This window comes from Micromonospora lacuserhaii (assembly GCF_036902735.1).
In the GTDB taxonomy this organism is placed as follows: domain Bacteria; phylum Actinomycetota; class Actinomycetes; order Mycobacteriales; family Micromonosporaceae; genus Micromonospora.
Window position 1 is genome coordinate 41,323 of record NZ_JBAKHO010000002.1, and the last position, 16,809, is coordinate 58,131.

Consider the following 16,809-nt stretch of genomic DNA (forward strand, 5'->3'; position numbering starts at 1 on the left):
CGGGGCCGGAGCGCCCCGGCCGACGCGATCACGGGGAGCCGGTGTGGTCGGTGTCGCGCAGAAGTTCGCGGTCGCCCTCGCTGTCTCCGCCATAGATGATGCCGAAAAGGTCGGGTAGGTGCTCGGCGGCCGACCAGCGACGCTCCAACAGACTGATCAATTCTTTGCACTGTGGGGCGGCCACCGGGCTCTGTCCGCCGATCTCGGCAAGGAGATCCTTGAGCGGTTGCAGCTCGAGGCCGAGAGCCCGCCAGACAGGAGCCCAGGCGAACACATCGGGTCCGGGTGCCGTCTGCACATCTTTGGGCTCGCGAGGTTTGGCCCGGTCAAGCCGCAGTTTCCACTCCGCGTGCCAGTGATTGTGATGGACGTACGGCTCCACTCGCACCTTCTCCACGTCCGGCCATCCAAGCGGCCTGAGGACGTCCTTGCCGACTTTCTCCTCAAGCGTGGTGTGGGCTGCATTGAGTCGCCGGAAGCAGTCGACGAAGACCCACGGATCTCCGAACAGAAGCCAACTGGTTCCGCTCAGGAGGACGCTGAGACCGAAGGCGCGGGCTTGTGCGACGGTCCGAGCGCTGTCGGGCGGCCGGAGACGGTGCGGCTCCCGTTCTGAATTCGGGTCCGGATCAGCTGTCGCGTAGCTGTCGAAGTTCGGCGGCCGGAAGGAGTCGAACGGTTGACCCGGCCCCACGGCCGCCGCGTTGATCGCATCTTTGAGCAGCGAAAACCACACGACATGCCGCATGAACGAGGTGACATCACCTTGGGTCATCGCATCGAACGCGAATTCGCCTCCATCCTGCTGCGCCCTGGCGATGACGGTTGTCGCCCTGGGGAGCTGAAAGTTCTTAAGATTCGGTAGGTCTGTCAGGTCAAGATCAATCTCCGCGCCGCTCCTGTGGGTGTCGTGCGGTTGGTGTCGTCCGCCGAACTCGAGTGATCCCGCGTTGACGGTGGGAGCAGGTAGGTCCGGCGGCGAGGCGTTGCTCGGCACGACGAATCGCGCTGCCTTCTTGTAGAGGGAGGCCGCCACGAGCAGCCCGAGCTGAGTGCCGGGCATCGCGTGCATGACGACCAGGGGATCAGCGCGTCTCGCGCTCCCCGACAGAACGTATGACTTGGACCGCTCCACGATGCGCGGCCAGGTGGGATTGAAGCGGTCAACACCGCCGCCGGCCACGGACGGCAGGTGGTTCCCGCTCTTGTCGCTCAGTTTCCAGCCTTCCAGGGCATCACCGGCCAGGCCACGGACCTTCCTGTCCTCACGACCGACCTCCGCCAGGAGAAGGTCGGTGGAGAGGTCGCGCAGCCCGGCCAGGGGTTGCGAGTTGGTCGACTGGTTCACGCCGAGACCCAACCAGAGGCCCGTCTCGAAGTCGGAGAGTGACCCGGCGGTGGAGACGAACCCGAGCAGATCGGCGTCCGTGCACTCGCGCCCGTCGGCGCCGCGCAGATGCCCACCCAGTTTCGTGACAGCCGCCCGCGCGCCGGCGTTGCCGTCCACCGACTCGTACAGCGCCCTCGCGGGCAGCGCGGCGTAGACGGCGAGGAAGGCGAAGTTGGCCACGACAAGGTGCGCCAGGGCGGCCTGGTACTGGGTCAACGGCGAATCAGGCGCGTCAAACGGGCGAGGCTTGCCTCGCCCGAGCGCCAGCAACCGTGGTGCGGCGGCCCGCAAGTACCGTTCGAAAGCCACCTGGAAGGGGCCGGCGGACCGACCCAGCAACGACTGTGCGTATCCGACCGAGGGGTCACCGAGGAAAAGCAACGACGCCAAGGCCGGCGGCGGCTGCGCCGATGAGCACACAGCCGTCGCCACCTGCATCGACTTCGCGAGATCCTCGACGAGCCCGGGAACTTCTCTGGCCCCTCGCAGAACCCCGACCGCCTCGGTGAGCACCTTGCTGCTCTTTTGGTGGTCAGCCCGGAACGTCTCGACGTATCGCCCGCGGTCGGTGTTTGCGATCAACCGGAATGCCGACACGTAGGCGGCGCTGAGCGACTTGTGCAGACTCAGGTAGGCGTCACGGATCTCGCTGACGGTCGGCGCGTACCTGCCGAGTTCGGTCAGGGCATCCGTCACGAGCCTGGTGGACGAGTTCCCCGCCCCGGGCGGAGAACTCATTTCGGACGACCCGGATTCAACGCCTTCGCCTGCGCCTCGATCAGACCACGTTCCGCCTCCATCAGGGCGAGAAGCGACTCCTCACACGCGTTGTTCACCCCGAGTACCGGCTCCAGGTAGGTGCCGTCCGTCGGCATGAGTTCATCCCACGAGGCAAGCTCAATCACTCTCTCGGCACCGGGCTGACCGAACGCCTCCGTCCGGTAGGTACGCAGATCCCCGATGAATTTCTGGAGTCCTGGGTCTTTCCCGCCCTGGCCGTACAGGAGCTCGAATGCCAGTTCCTCCATCCCGGCTCGGATCGGGATGTAGAGACGCGCCCAGGAGGCATTGAGAAAGTCGGTCTTCCGGCTCTGCTCCCCATTCGGCGCCCAACCCCGCCACCACGTTGGATACAGCTCGTACGCAGCGTTCTCCCATTCGAAGGCGTCGTGCCAGCGAACAACCTCCGAACAGCTGTTGTAGCTGTCTCTCTCGATACCCCCGACGACCCGGCGCATGAGCTCGGTCAAGGGATCAAAGGCGCCGCCCTCGGAGGCGGGAGTCGATTCCTGCTTCAGGCGCTCCTGGATGATCTGGAGGCGACGCTGGTATTCCGCCTCCCGACGCTGCCGAAGCGTGTCCGCGTAGGCCGCGAGGGCGTCACTGCTCGGACCCACTGTGTATTTGGTCCTGATCTGCATCCGCGGCTCAGGACACCCAACCGGATTGCAGTCCTTCAGACCGACGTGCCACCAGATCTCCTGCCCACCGGTCGATCCGGGTCCCGGGTTGGTGTGGTCCCACGGCCACCCCAGGCTGCCCCACTGCGTGTCGGGATGGCGCTCGGCATCAAGGGAAACAAGAACCTTGCCCGCCGGTACCGTGATTTCTGTCTTGACGTCCGCGCGGAATCCGAACACTCCCGAGTGCACCACCTCGGACCAGCCGGATTCGAGGACTTCATCGCCCGGCGGCGCCGGAAGGTCCGGGGGAATCCAGCTCGCCACGTCAGCCAGCGTGGCTCGGTCCGCGTCGGTCATGCCGGCCTGCTGCCCCGGCTTCGGTCGCACATCGCTTCCGGGGTCCTGTATGCAGGGTGCCCAGCACGCCCGGATACCCCACCGCTCCTGCGACACCGCAAACTTCTGATGCACGCGGTAGATGTTCAGCATCAGGGAGTGACAAGAGTTGGGGTTTTCGATGGTCCGCTGCGAGAGGTTCTCGATCCCCGTTTCCGTCTGCACGCTGAACGTGATGCGGTGTTCCTTCTTGGCCTTGTCCGCGGTCTTCCGAGTTTGTTCGCGCGCCTGGCTTGCCGTCGTCTGAGCGGTGGCGGTCTGCGCCTGAGAGGCGGACGCCGCGTAGCCGACCGAGGCGGAGACCGGACCATACCCGCCCGACACGCTTGCGCTCAGGCTTTGTGACTGCTGCTCTTGTTGCTGATGCTCGGTGTTCTCACCAATCTCCGTGGAGAACGCGCTTGAGTATTCGATCGACGTCTCCTCGGACTGGCTGAGGACCTCCTCCAGGGAAACGTTTCTCTTGGTCCACGCCTTCTGCGTCAGGACCATGCGCTCCTTTGGTGCGAGGCCCATCGTGAACTGCAGGTCGCCGACCACCGCGCCAGCCGGCCGGAGGCGTATCTGATCCAGCAGCATGTATCCGAGATCTTGAAATTCTTCGCCCTGCATCAACGCCCGTTCGGTACCTGACGACGCGGCGGCAAGGGATTCGACGTGGCCGCGCATTGAAGCATCGCCGATGTAGGCTATTCCCCGGGCCTGGTTGGTCAACGCATCGGACGCCTGGATGAAGGTCGCGCTGCGGACCAAGCGATCCGCGGGAGCCTGAACAAAGCCGATGGGCGAGTCGGACGCCTGGACGATGCCCGGATCCGGCTTCGAACGGGCTGGAATCGGATCCGGCCTCGAACGGGCTGGAATCGGATCCGGCCTCGAAGGGGCTGGAATCGGATTCGACTTCGAAGGGGATGGTTCCACTTTGCTGTCAGCCATGTTGACTCCAGATGCCCGTGGCGAGTTGGTCGTCCAGCCACACCCTGACGGAGGCGGGTCAGCCCGACAACTGTGGAGAGTGACGGAAGGCTGACAACAGTCGAGTTCCTTTCACTTGCTCGGGCGGGAGTTCCACCCCTGCTCGAAGCGCCGGCGCCGCCGCAGTCGCCGACCTGCTCGGCAAGCGAGTGGTTGGGCAATCCACCGCAGCCAGGTCAGCGGTCAGCAATCCGTCGCTCCGTCAATATCTGAAGTGGAGCAGGAACCGCTACTTCCTGGCGCGCGCGACGGGCTCGTCGACAAGGGCCTGGACGTCCCGGGGCCGAGGCCGGGCGGGGTGGGCCGCCCCTCCCAGCCCGGGTCCCTCAGCCGACGCTGACCGGGTCGCCGTCGTCGTGCAGGGCCAACCTGAGCCGCACCTCATCGCCGCGTACGTTCAGCCGGAGGAAGGCCACCGGACCAACGGTCATGCGCTGCCGCCGCAGGCCCGCTTCTTGTACCCGGGACAACAGCCAATACTGATCCGCCGCGGAGGGACAGACTGCCACGAGCGGCGTGGTAGAAGCGGTCTCGCCCCTCGTCGGCGCGGCGTCTCAACTCAGGAAGGTCGATTGGCGGATTCGGCAGTGCTCGTGCTGTCCGTTCGATGTCCCGGACGGCGTCCCGCCATGCCGAGGCAACGCGAACCTCGACCCCTCCCGCCGACCATCACCCGGCGAGCCTCACCACCCCACCAAATGTCCGAAGAGCCCGATAACGATGAGCGGTGACACCAGGCAAGGACTGCGGTCTGCGGCTGAGGTTGTTGTTGGTGTCGCTACCACCACCTATGGTGTACGTCAGTTCGGGAGGGGACAAGACGTGACCACTGACAACAAGGCAACCGTTCCAGTATGGACACTCGCCACGGAGGCCGTGAGCGTGCCGGCCGTGCTGGGCGATGAGGGCATGACACCGGCCCGACTCGGAGAACTGAGAACAGTCCTGGCCACACTCGCTGATTCCCCGATCGCCACGCTGGAAGCGCATCCGATATCAACCAGACGCGACCGGAACGGCGGTATTCCGCTTCACGCCGCCAGTCCCCTCGCTCAGCAGTTGTCGCAACTCGTGACTCAGACGGCGAAGTCAGCGCCTCCGACGCTGAACGTCGCCGCTACCGGTGACGTGCTCTACCGAATGGTGGTACCGGCAAAGGTCGCCGCACAGTTCGGTAGAGGACTTGTGCGGCCCATGGCTGCGAAGGCAGCTGCCGGAGGGATTCGCGGCGCGCTCGTCAACTCCACCGGCCGCATCGCAGGCGCGGCCACGTTTGTGCCCGTTGCCGGCAAGACCGCCGTTGCGGGTGCCGCAGCCGGCTCGGCCACCACAGCGGGTGTGGCCGTGGCCAGCGCCGGAGCGTTGACAGTGGCCGCGCCACTCGTGCTGATGGCCGTCGCGGTCGGCGTCAGCGCCTACGCTGATCACCAACGCCAGAAAGCGATCGAGCGGATCACCGACCTCCTGGAGCAGCTGCACGAGGACAACCTCGAGAGGGAACGCAGCGAGCTGGACGGTTGTCGTGACGCGATCGACAAGGCGACCTCGGTCCTCCTCGACCAGGGCAGGATCGGCCTATCGTTGGGACTGGATTCCTCGTCGTTCGCGATCAGCACGGCGATCGAACGAACCAAGCGTCGGCTTACAGAATGGCAAAAGGCGCTGGCCAAACTGCCCGACGGCCCGGTTGAAGTCGGTGCGTTGACGACTTCGTTCCCCGGCATCAACGAGGAAGGCGGCGCATTCCGCGCACACTTGGAGCTTGCCCGACTCGCCATTGCTCTCAAACGCCGGGTGCTCGTGCTCCAAGCGGTCGAACACGCTCAACAGGCGGGAACGAACAATCCGTTCAAGAGCTTTATCGCCACCTTGCAGGACGACGAGCGTCGGGTCGACGAGTTGGAATCAGGCATCAACTCGGTCCTACTTCGACTGTCGACTCTCGAGTTGCGGCGGCACGGCGGCTTCCGAAGCATCATGTTCACGCAGGGCGAGGTCGACGACCTGCTCAGAGCCGCATATCGTCTCCACGCCTTGGGCGATGGCCTCAACGTGGGAATCCACCAAGCTGACGTTGCGATCGAGATCGAACGAAGCAGTGACGGATCGCTCGTAGTGTTCCCTCCAGTCGCTGCCTGACCGGACGCCGCGCGCAAACTGATTGACCACCTCGGCTCTTCAAGGGGCCTGGCCGAGGCCGAGCGGCGTGCTGCTCGGCCTCGGCGCCTCCGTCAGGCCCTGGCCACGAGCACGGTGACCAGGGTGTCGCCATCGCAGTCCGGTATCTCGCGCAGCGTCCAGCGCCCGACCAAACCCTTGCCGGCGAAGTTCGACACCGCGCCGCGGTCCTCGACCTCACTGTCCTTGAGCGTCAGTCCCGCCGGGTGGGCCCGCTGCATGAACGCGAGGGTCGAGCGAAAGTCGCCCGGCGTCACCGCCGTGACCACCAGCCGCCCGCCGGAGGATCGGGTCCAGCGAGGCGTTGGCCGTGCACTTGGGCAGGTGGGCGCTCTTGTCCTCCCACGCCGCCGTGGCCGGGGACTTCGTGTCGTCGAAGGAAAGCCGGTACGTGTCGGTGTACGCCTGGTACATGATCTTGCCGGTCTTCCAGTTGACCCCGATCGACGGCTCTCCGGCGTCATGGGCGCGCGGCAGCGTCCCGGTGCCGGGTTTGTTGGTGAAGGAGGCGGCACCCACCGGCCCTGGCGCCGGGGGCGGCCGGCTTCGCCGCGAGCTCGGCGGTCGCCGAGTAGCTTTCGCCCAGGGGGGAACGGCACGATCCGCACCGTGTACCGACCGGCCACCGGCGGCACTACCAGGGTCTCCGGGTCGGCGGTCGAGGCCGCCTGCCCCACCTCGGCGCCGCTGCTGTCGTACAGGTAGACGTCGAAGTCGGCGGCGGAGTTAAGCCGGCTCACCTTGATCTTCAGGTCGTTGGCGGCGTCGTACCCTGTCGGGACGTCAACGGTGAGTGCGTAGTCGTCACAGGGCGCGGCGGCGTTGCACGTCAGCGTGCCGGTCGTCGCCGTGGCGTTGGGCACCGCGAACGGCCCACCGGTCCAGGTGGCGGTCGGGCTGGTTGACGACACCGTCCCGGCACCCGGGGTGGTCGCCTCGGCGACAGCGTCGCACGCCGGATGCCCTCATCGTGGGGATGTGGGAGGGACCCTGAAGGATTCAGACGTAACTCCCGCTCGTCGATTCGGAGGACAGTTCGCCCGAGAGCGGGGTGGACACCGCAATCGTGGCAGGGTAGTAAACATCGAACCCTTTCGGAGCGTCGCCCCTGCGTCACCGCACGGGACCGGCGAGTCGCTGCCACGGGTTCACCATGCGGGGAGCTGGCTGGCCTGCACAAACGTCCGGCCACGACGAAGAGGGCTGTGCATGCACGTAGACAGGATCGACCGGTCCATCGGTGAACTCATCGACCAGATTTCCAACGCCGAGATCCTCCTGCCGGAGATCCAGCGGGAATATGTCTGGAAGCCGACACAGGTAGCGAAACTGATGGACTCGATCTACCGGGGCTACCCCTTCGGCTCGTTGCTGTTCTGGGAGACCGACGACACTCCGCAGACCCGCGAGATGTCCGTGAGTGGTGCCGAAATCAGTCCACTCCGTCCTCCCCTGTTCCTCCTCGACGGGCAACAGCGACTGACGTCGCTGCACCGGGTCTTCAACGACCACCCGGAGGCGCAGGTGGTCTTCAACGTCGAGACCCAGAAGTTTCAGAACCAGAGCGCGGCCACCCAGCGCGACCCAAAGTGGATCAAAGTGGCGGATGTGCTCGACCCGAAGGCCAGCATGCTGCGGCTCACCAAGCAACTACTCGAAGCGGGTTCCACTCTGCCTGACCACGACATCGAGGACCGTCTCAGCCAGATCAAGCGGCTGCGAGACCGACGGTTCGTGATGGAGGTGCTCAAGGGCTTCCCGTACGACGAGGTCGCCGAGATCTTCGTGCGGGTCAACAGCGGCGGTCGCCGGCTCGGCACCCTCGACCTCGCCATGGCGACTCTCTCGACCCGCTGGACTGGCGTGCTCGCCAGGCTGAAGGACGAGGCGCAGTACTGGGCGCAGCGAGGTTACGCGGACGTCGACGTCAACTTCCTCTCCCGCGCCCTGGCCGGGGTGGTGCTCGGACGAGGACTCTCGATCTGGTCGCACAGCCGCCTCCGACAGACGGAGGATGTGGAGCTAGAACGGGGCTGGGAGGTTGTCAAACGAGGTCTTCGGCGGTTGGTGCCGCTGCTCCAGGCGAATCTAGGGCTCACCCGCTCCGATCCGTTCCCATCTATGGTCGTCCTCATCCCGCTGGTCGTGCTGCTCGGCGAGCGGGATGACGAGCCGATCGACCGGACGACCACCGACGGCATCGTCTACTGGCTGCTCCTTGCCACGATCCAGACCCGCTACAGCATCTCCACGGACACCAAGTTGAGCCAGGACATTCGGGCCGTCCGCCAGTCCGATCCGGTGCGGGCGCTGCTTGAGGGACTCGAGGTGGAGCACTCGCGTGCCGAGGTGACCGATCGCGCGCTGCGGGGACGCACGAAAGAGAGCCCGTACTTCTTCCTCAGTCTTCTGGTCTCGCTGGCCAACGGCGCACGGGACTGGTGGTACGGCACCGAGATCCTGCCCGGACACGATGACGGGCAGAAACTCGAGCACCACCACGTCCATCCACCCACGACGCTCGACGATCGGTTCGACAAGGGGGTCGTCAACGACCTCGCCAACCTGGTCTTCATCTCGACGAAGGCCAACAAGCAGATCAACGGCAGGAGCCCCGCCGAGTACTTCCCCACGCTGGAAGAACAGGAGCTCAGAGCGCACTGCGTGCCTTTGGACGAGCCCCTGCGCGACGCGGACGGTTATGCCCGCTTCCTGGTCGAGCGACGCCGCACGTTAGCGGACGCGATGAACGCCCTGCTCGACCGGTTCCGGCCGGAGTTCCTGGATGAGGTGCCGGCCGGGCCAGCCGACCCGAACGCCGGCAACTCGCTGGATCTCGCGCTCTACGAGAGCCGCCGCGACGACGGGCAGATGGTCTTCACCGCCACCGGCGACGGAATCTCCTGGATCGGCTCGGCCAGTGTGACAGAGCTGGAAGCCGCCATCGAGTCGGCTCGTATCGCCGGAATCGACAGTGACGTGACTATCGCGGGTGAATCCGTGCCGGTCCAGATGATGGAGGACTCTCTCCATGTTCCCATCGGCCCCTTCCTCGTGACCGGCACTCCAGAGGAGTGGCGTGCGGTGTTCGACCGTGAGCGACTCGCTTCGCAACCCCTGTCGGCGGCTCCGCCGCTGGCTCCGGCTCCATGGAGCGGCGACCGGATCGAGTTCCCCGTGACCAGCACCGATTGAGGGAGGGAAACATGGCGCAGGCGTGGATCGTCCGGGCGGGACGGGACGACAGCTACGAGGAGTTGGCCCTCGACAAGAATCTGATCGCTGTGGGCTGGTCGGCGACCGGTGACCTCAGCGAGGCGACGACACTCACTGCCATCCGCAATCGGGTGCTGGCCGCCTATCCATCCGTGGCGTACCAGGCCGCGGACGGATACTCCATCCAGCTCCTCGCCTTCCGAGCCCGCATGGCCCCGGGCGACGTCGTGCTCCTGCTGCGCCGATCGAGTCCGGACGTGGCGCTCGGTCGGATCACGGGTGCCTACGAGTTTCGCCAGGACTTGGCCGCCGGGATTGGTCATGTGCGGGCGGTGACCTGGGCGCGTACCGATCTGCCCCGCGCATCGGTGGAGCGTGAGCTGCTCGCCCTGCCTACCCTGACCACCGTCTACCGCATTAATCAAGCCGAGACCGTCGCTCGTCTTCAACGGCTCGCTGGCGACCCGCAACCGGTACCTGACGCGGTCGTCATCCCACCTGAGGTGGTCGCCGCAGCCCGGCCGGATGAGATGTCTGGGCCCTTCGCCAACCTTCAGCGGAACCTCAACTACGCCCGCAGTCTCGCCACCGCCGGCCAGCACCTGGCCCTGCTCAAGGTCGGCGCGTTCGAGATCTCGGATGTCTTCCGTGCCGCTTGGGTGCAGAGCGTCGCGGCGCTGGACCACTGGGTACGCCAGGAGATCCGAGCCCGGATGCTTCGACTGGCGGCGCAGCCCGGCACAGAGAAGCCACAGGCCTTCGCAGCCTTCCAGATCTCCCTGGGGCTGGTCGAACAGGTGCACATGGGCAAAGCCACCCTGGTCGACGCGCTGGACCAGCAATTGCGCGACCGTGGCCACCTCGTCTACCAACACCCGGACAAGATCCGGGAAGGCTTCGCGCTGGTTGCCGATGTCAACGGATTCTGGAACAGGGTCGCCAAGGTGCTCACCGAGCAGAGTGGCGACGGCATCTCGTTCACCGGGGCCGAGGTCCAGGACCAGCTACGTCAGATAGTGCAGCGCCGCCACAAGATCGCTCACGAGTACGACGAGGACCCTGGCAACCCCGCCAGGAAGCGCGCCATCGACGCGCCGACTGCCACCAAGACCATCGACTGGATCGAGCAGACCGCCGCGGCCATCCTCGTCGTCCTGGACACGAACACCTCGGCCGGCAAATAGGAAGCGAATGGAGCGCCGTGGCAAAGTACGACCTCTTGCGGGACCATCTCCGTCGACGGTCCGGCGCGGTGGAGCTGAGTTTCGCCGAGGTGTCGGACCTGGTGCCGGGCGGCCTGCCGAACTCGGCCTACCGTTACGCAGCCTGGTGGAACAACGGCGACGAGACCCACTCGCACTGCCGGTCGTGGGGTGACGCCGGGTTCGACGCGCACGCGGACATTCCCCGACAGCGGGTTCGCTTCGTGCCGCGGCTTTGAACCGGGCTCTCAGGCGAGGCTTGCGGCGTGGCCGCCGGCTGGGAGGTGGATCCGACGGCCACGGCACGCGGTCGAGCCAACCTGCCGCCCTAGCGTTCGTATCGCCAGATCTCGTGGTCGAGCCTCGTGGGTGACACGTCGAGGAGCACGGCGGCGCGCTTGACGAGACAGGCGGCCTCCGCCGGTGGGACCCGCTTGCGGCCGAGGGCCCGGCCCACGAACCGGCAGATCATCCGGTCCGGCTTGACCCCGGGAAGACCGGCCAGCATGAGCAGGTAGTGCCAGGAAATACCAGAGCCCTGCCCCGGCAGCGCCAGCCACAGGCCCTTCACCCGGGCCTCATCCGGACTGGTCGTCGCAGCCCGGAGGTCCTCCACCGTCTCTACCCCGGCCTGGCACAGGGCCTGAGCCGCCCGGTGGACCGCTTCGGCCTTCCGCACCGCATTCGCGTGCGTCGACACCCGCTGCCGGTTCCGCAGACGCTCCGCGAACGCGTCGGCCCCGTGGAGAGTCTCGATGCATCGGAGCAGGTCTGACGCTCCGTCCCGGTCAACGTCTCCACCACCGGCCCGTCGTACGTCCCGATAACGGCGCACGACGTTCTCCACCGCGCCGTACCGCACGCCCATCGACCAAATGGCATCGAGGATGCACAGGGCGAGGCTGTCCGGATACCCAGACGGCGCCGGCCGCCAGGCGTCGGCGGGGCCGAGCACCTTGAGCACTTGGGCGGCCAGCAGCTCGGCATGGCCCGGCGGGCAGTCCGTCTGATTCATTCGCCTTCCTCCCCGTCGTGCGGCCCGATCAGCGAAGCGCACGGGTACGACAACATCCCGCCGTCGGCCGATGTCGAGTGGGGACGGAGACGTGTCATCGACGTGAAGCTGCGCTCTCCCACGAGACCCCGTTGCGGTAGACCACCCGGAAACCCAGGTGCCGAGCCAGCGGGGCCCAGCGCTCCGATTTCATCAGCTGCTCGATGCCGTTGGCCCTGCTGCTGGAGACGAGTCGGTTGAGGACCACCGTCTCGAACGCGGCGGACTCGATCCAGTCGATGTTCTTGGTGAACCCACAGATCATCGAGGCTTTGGTTTCGCGTAGGAACTCGGCGAGCGTGATGTCGGAGGCCCGCAGGGAGGAGCAGCTCCCGAAGTACAGTCGCTTGCCCTCACACCGCCCGGACAGCCAGCTCGCAATCTCCGCCAGCCCGACGGTGTATTTGTCGGAGAGCTGCAGTTGAGTGGGGGCGCCGTGCAGCGCGAAGAAACCTACCTCGTAGGCCGCGTACTTCTTGGACAGCCATCGTTCGAGGAAGTAGCGCAGCTCCTGGGGCGTGGCGGTATCCCGGTGGATGTAGCGGAGCGCGCCGAGCCGTTCGAGCAGTTCCAGTGTCGGCAGCACCGAGCCTCGTTCTTCGAGGTCGTCGTTCCACTGACCCTCCACGCAGAACACGCCGCCCGGCTTTGCCACGTTGCAGCCGCCCCCTCGCCCGTCGGAGCACCGACCCTAACAAGGCGGTCAACACGCAGCGATTGATCGGCAAGTCAGCTTACGGACACACGCTGCCTCGGACGAGCGGTTCAGCCAGAGGTCTCGCCGAGCGTCCATGTCGTTGGGTCCTCGGCGGAGAGCAGGACCACGTCGCCACCTGCGCAGATATCCCACCAGGCCAGATCGCCGCACCGGGACACCAACAGCACCGCCGTCACCGGGACCGAACGTGCGGCAAGACGATGCCGATACTCGAGCACCTGACCGAGCCCCAACCGGAGCTGCTCCACCTCGTTGTCGCCGACGACGCTCTTCACCTCGGCGATGATCGGTCGCCCGGCACTGTCGCGCCAGGCCAGGTCGACGGGGATGCCGACCAGCCCGGCTCCAGCTCGTACGCCGGAACGGAGCAGGTGATCGATCAGCAGTCGGCAGAGCCGGTCGTGTTCTGCCACGCCGGCGCCGTATGCCGCCGCGTCGAAGGAGCGCTGCGTCGGAAGATCGGCGGTCATGGCGGGACCGGCGTACGGTCGGTCGTAGCCCTGGTCACGGCCGTCGCCCCGATCCGACGGGTCGAGAGATGCCGAGGCCTGCCAGGCACGGCCAGCCACCTCCGGCCGGTAACGGCCCTCGAACGGATACGGCCCGGCGGCGACCCAGGAGCTCAGTAGCCGCAACCCGGCGACGACGGACGGCTGTTGCAGCAGCCAGAATGCGGTATCCAGATCCGGGCAGGTCAGTAGAAGCTTCTCCTCCGCCAGTGTCTTCGTACCGTCCCTTTCCACGTCGATGCCACGCCGCCCCCACTCTTCGAGGTCGGCGACGCCGGCATCCATGGCCAGCACGATGGGGCCCGCGTGTACCCGCAGCCAGACGACCCCACCGGCCTCGTAGAGGCCGAGAATCTCCAGCACCCCGACCGTCAGTCGGAGGACCGCGGGCCCGTCGTTCTCCAGGTACGACAGATGCCAGGTCTTCCCGGCAGTCGCAGCCGCCTCCGGGATTGCCGTCCGAGCGACCCAACCGGCCAGGCCCCAGGCGCGACGGGCGGTCCGGTTGCGACCGGTCGCCCAGTCCGTGCCGACGTCACTCGGCGCCGGCTGGAGCGGCACCGGGTCAGGATCGGCGAACACCCATGCGGCCAGGTCCTCGGGCGCGACCCGCTGCCACAGCCGGGACCTGCGGGATGCCAGCATTTCGGCGGTCTCCGCCACCTCGGCTGCCGTCCACCAGTTGGCACCGGTTGACTCTTCCGTCAGGTCCGACATTCCACCGCCTCGTTCGTGGTTCGGTCTTCGACTGTCATCGCTTGCGGTAGTGCGGCTTCACGTAGGTGCGTCCCTTGGGAAGTCCCCGATCGACGATCCTGGCGTCGCGAACCGTTTCGAGGTAGGCCTCTTCCTGTTCGGGTGACGCCTGCGCGCCGGCGGGCAGACGCCGGAGGAATCCGGTCACCTCGTGCCCCTTCTTGTGCTGATGCCACTCGCCGGATGTGTTGCGCGGCGCCGTCACCGCTTCTACCCGGGGGACATAGCGCAGCAGGGGAAATCGTCTGCTTCCCGGCCGCGGCGGATACCAGGGCCGCCCGTCCGGGTCGACGCTGCCCTTCACCCGGTATACCGCGTGATCGGCGATGAGCCGCTCGACCGCCTTGTGGATGCCCTTCGTCCGCTGGGGCGGCAGTCCCAGCCGCAGACAGTTCTGCACCAGGGCGTCCTCGGCGAGGATCGCCTCGCCGTCTTCCGTGAGGTAGCCGAGCTTCCGCAGCGTGTGCAGGACCCAGCTCATGTCGGTGAGGTCGGGCACGCGGCCGTACTGGTCGGATCCCGGGCCGTTCTCGCGGGTCGCCACACGCACGTCGTAGCGGTGGGCGAAGTAGACACCGTCCACACGCTCCGGCGGGGACAGTGGTGTCGTCTGGGCGGTGGCGACATCCCGGTCGGGATGCATGGTGACGGTGACCAGGGTTCCCGGGCGCATGTCCGCCGGCCAGTGGAGGTGGGCAAGCTCCCATCGGCCGTCGCGCCGTCGTAGTGCCACACGCTGCACGGGTGAGAAGGTCGACTGGCCGTGTGCCTCGTGGTTGAGGTGTAGGCGGAGCTGCCGTCCGGGTGAGTCGTCCGACAGAGGGCTGTCGGGCAGCGGACACCAATGCCCGTCGAGGTGCGCTCGGTGCAAGGCGACCCGCCACGACATCGACCCCTTCTCCGGCGTGTCCAGCCAGCGCGCGGTGCCGTTCTCCTCCTCGAGCTTGCTGAGCCGGTCGTCGACAGGGACGGCCGACGACGGGTCGGCAACGCCGCGCGCCACGTGCTGCCCATCCGGGGCGTACTCGGACTCCGTGGTGTGCCGAGCCAGCGCCTCTGCCTGCGCGGAACCCGCGTGGCGCCGGACGCACGCCTCGGCGGAGACGGAGACGTACCGACGCCGATGGGTGAGCCGCTCGAGCTGCTTTCGGGTGTCTTCCGACAGGGGCGCGTCCAGGGGAGCGAACACCTGACCGGCGCGGAGCGCGAGCTGCACGACGTTGACCGCCCGCTGGTGCCGGCTGACGAGATGAAGGCTGGGCGCTTTCTCGCTGAGACGCAGGGCGATCCGGCACAACGCCTGCACCGCCTCGTCCAGCTCGTTGACTGCCTGACCGGTCCCTTGGCCCTTCTGTCCGCTCTGGTCCACCCAGCCGTAGCCGAACCAGCTGCCCTGCCGGGAGGAGGTCTCGACGGCCACGACCATCAGCTTCGTCCTGCCGGGCGACTGCTTGAGAACTGTCGGGCAGATGATGTGCCCATCGGGTGGCTGCTCGACCGGGGTCTTCGCCGGGCGGGGCTCGTCCTTGGCGGGTGCTGACGGCGGCTCATGTTCCTGGGGCGCTGGGGCCAGCGCTGGTTGCGGCTGCGGCGACGCGTGCTTCCTGCGCTCCCGCACCACCTCTGCAACCGCCGAAACGCAAGCGACGAACGGGTGGCGGACGCCGGCATCGGCGCAGTCAGCCAGGTGCTCTTGGCAAGCCGCTGCCACCAGGGCGCCGAGCACGGGGTCGTTCCTTTCCAGGGCGGTCACCGCCTCGGCGAGGCACTCGGCGCGGAGCCGCTGTACGGAGCCCTCCTGACACATCCGCGCGATCCGGAGGTGAAATCCTCCGACGATCAGCCTCGCCTCGAGGCAGCGGGCGCTGCCTCGCGCGTACGTCTCTCCGGTTTGGCGCAGCCGGGCCACCAGATTGACCGGCGCGAAGGGAGCGGCACGTCGGAGCTGGGTCTCCGCAGAGTCTCGGGCCTCCTGTAGGGATGACACGATGTCGACGGCGTAGGCCACCCACTGCTCCGCCACCGCGACGTGGGCCAGCCCCGCCTCGACCTGCCGGCCATTGAGGTCGTCAAGGGCACGGCGGACGAACGCGGGCGCATCCAGCTGACGTAGACCGGGCACGGCTTCGGGCAGGAGCTCCCCGCTTGCTTTCTCGTGCGCGTTCAACCACGCCCAGAGATCCCGAGTCGGCCATTCCCACACGTGTGCAGGCAGCTCTCGTCGCGTCAGCACACCTGCCCACGCGTCGTTGAACAGGTCGGCAGCGACCTCCCGCATGACTCGCGTCTCCAGCGGCTCAGGGGCGAGCGCAGGAGCTTCCGCCGCCATCAGTTCCCGCTGGTACGTGTCCTTGAAAGCCAGGGCCGCTGCCTGGCAGGTGCCGCTGAGAACGTCCCGGGCGCGGATCAGGCGCTCTGCCGCATCAGTGTCACCGGCCAGCCGAGCGAGCCGCGCCTCCGTGTCGACGAGCAGTTCTGCGTAGCGGGCCGCGGCGATTCCCGCCGGTTCACCGCTTCCCCTTCGGAGCAGGTCCATCTGGGCCGGCGACAGCGTCACGCCTTCGGCCTCCGCGCGGTGCAGCATGGCGAGCCGCATCACTTCCGGAGGCAGTGGTCTGACGACGGACTGCGGTGATTCGGGTGGCGTCGGCGCGGCGGGCGCCGACTTTTTCTTCGACGGTGTCGACTTCTTCTTCGCGGGCGTCGGCATCTTCGTCGCCGGTTTCGGCTTCTTCTTCGCCGGGGGCGACGCCGCCGCAGGTCGTTCCCTTGGCGCCGGCGGGACGCGGACGCCGCCCGGCCGGCTGTAGCAGCGGCTGCACAGCAACTGGGACCAGTTGCCGGCGACGGTCACCACCGAGTTGGACATGCTCGTGTGCTGGCATTGGCAGCAGAGCAGCATGATCGGTCGATCGAGGGTGAACCGCTGTAGCCCTCTCTGGGGCGGAAACGTCCGCACGATGCGGTAACTGGAGGAATCCCGCGACGCCATCCTGCCTCCCGTAGCACCAA

General features: G+C 66.9%; 11 protein-coding genes. 4 read left to right on the forward strand and 7 right to left on the reverse strand.

Annotated features, from left to right (window positions below; translation table 11 throughout):
• Positions 1-28: 28 nt before the first annotated feature.
• Complete coding sequence (locus V6U81_RS01565) at positions 29-2,086, reverse strand: hypothetical protein (RefSeq protein ID WP_334483263.1); 2,058 nt, start codon at positions 2,084-2,086, stop codon at positions 29-31.
• 38 nt (positions 2,087-2,124) lie between these two features.
• A complete protein-coding gene (locus V6U81_RS01570) occupies positions 2,125-4,125 on the reverse strand; it encodes a hypothetical protein (protein WP_334483265.1) in 2,001 nt (666 codons plus the stop codon).
• An 861-nt stretch (positions 4,126-4,986) separates the two neighbouring features.
• Here V6U81_RS01570 and V6U81_RS01575 point away from each other — a divergent pair.
• A complete protein-coding gene (locus tag V6U81_RS01575) occupies positions 4,987-6,303 on the forward strand; it encodes a hypothetical protein (RefSeq protein ID WP_334483268.1) in 1,317 nt (438 codons plus the stop codon).
• A gap of 92 nt (positions 6,304-6,395) precedes the next feature.
• Here the strand turns inward: V6U81_RS01575 and V6U81_RS01580 are convergent, their stop codons facing one another.
• The gene (locus tag V6U81_RS01580; RefSeq protein WP_334483270.1) at positions 6,396-6,611 is read right to left on the reverse strand and encodes a hypothetical protein; all 216 of its coding nucleotides are present in this window, start codon (positions 6,609-6,611) and stop codon (positions 6,396-6,398) included.
• Positions 6,612-7,551: 940 nt separating this feature from the next.
• On the opposite strand from V6U81_RS01580, the gene V6U81_RS01585 reads away from it, so the two are divergent.
• Genes V6U81_RS01585 through V6U81_RS01595 form a run of 3 tightly spaced genes read left to right on the forward strand, consistent with a single transcriptional unit; the run spans position 7,552 to position 10,999 of the window.
• Positions 7,552-9,537, forward strand: a complete 1,986-nt coding sequence (locus V6U81_RS01585) for a GmrSD restriction endonuclease domain-containing protein (protein WP_334483272.1) — start codon at positions 7,552-7,554, stop codon at positions 9,535-9,537.
• A gap of 11 nt (positions 9,538-9,548) precedes the next feature.
• The gene (locus V6U81_RS01590) at positions 9,549-10,742 is read left to right on the forward strand and encodes a restriction endonuclease (protein ID WP_334483275.1); all 1,194 of its coding nucleotides are present in this window, start codon (positions 9,549-9,551) and stop codon (positions 10,740-10,742) included.
• Positions 10,743-10,759: 17 nt separating this feature from the next.
• Positions 10,760-10,999 (forward strand): DUF7662 domain-containing protein, encoded by a 240-nt coding sequence (locus tag V6U81_RS01595; protein WP_420883949.1) that lies wholly within the window; start codon positions 10,760-10,762, stop codon positions 10,997-10,999.
• An 89-nt stretch (positions 11,000-11,088) separates the two neighbouring features.
• Here the strand turns inward: V6U81_RS01595 and V6U81_RS01600 are convergent, their stop codons facing one another.
• The 4 genes from V6U81_RS01600 to V6U81_RS01615 form a co-directional block, all read right to left on the reverse strand.
• A complete protein-coding gene (locus V6U81_RS01600; RefSeq protein WP_334483280.1) occupies positions 11,089-11,775 on the reverse strand; it encodes a hypothetical protein in 687 nt (228 codons plus the stop codon).
• 94 nt (positions 11,776-11,869) lie between these two features.
• Positions 11,870-12,469 carry a DUF6642 family protein gene (locus V6U81_RS01605; protein WP_334483283.1) on the reverse strand — a complete coding sequence of 200 codons (600 nt, stop codon included), beginning with the start codon at positions 12,467-12,469 and terminating at the stop codon, positions 11,870-11,872.
• A gap of 110 nt (positions 12,470-12,579) precedes the next feature.
• Positions 12,580-13,758, reverse strand: coding sequence for a hypothetical protein (locus V6U81_RS01610; RefSeq protein WP_334483286.1), 1,179 nt, complete (start codon positions 13,756-13,758; stop codon positions 12,580-12,582).
• 34 nt (positions 13,759-13,792) lie between these two features.
• Positions 13,793-16,666: a hypothetical protein gene (locus V6U81_RS01615; protein ID WP_334483288.1), complete on the reverse strand. Its 2,874-nt coding sequence runs from the start codon at positions 16,664-16,666 to the stop codon at positions 13,793-13,795.
• Between the last annotated feature and the right edge of the window lie 143 nt (positions 16,667-16,809).

What these genes read in the sequence shown, in the direction of transcription:
- V6U81_RS01615 (WP_334483288.1), bottom strand. Translation starts at nt 16,666, where the DNA reads ATGTCCAACTCGGTGGTGACCGTCGCCGGCAACTGGTCCCAGTTGCTG.
- V6U81_RS01610 (WP_334483286.1), bottom strand. Translation starts at nt 13,758, where the DNA reads ATGTCGGACCTGACGGAAGAGTCAACCGGTGCCAACTGGTGGACGGCA.
- V6U81_RS01585 (WP_334483272.1), top strand. Translation starts at nt 7,552, where the DNA reads ATGCACGTAGACAGGATCGACCGGTCCATCGGTGAACTCATCGACCAG.
- V6U81_RS01590 (WP_334483275.1), top strand. Translation starts at nt 9,549, where the DNA reads ATGGCGCAGGCGTGGATCGTCCGGGCGGGACGGGACGACAGCTACGAG.
- V6U81_RS01600 (WP_334483280.1), bottom strand. Translation starts at nt 11,775, where the DNA reads ATGAATCAGACGGACTGCCCGCCGGGCCATGCCGAGCTGCTGGCCGCC.
- V6U81_RS01570 (WP_334483265.1), bottom strand. Translation starts at nt 4,125, where the DNA reads ATGGCTGACAGCAAAGTGGAACCATCCCCTTCGAAGTCGAATCCGATT.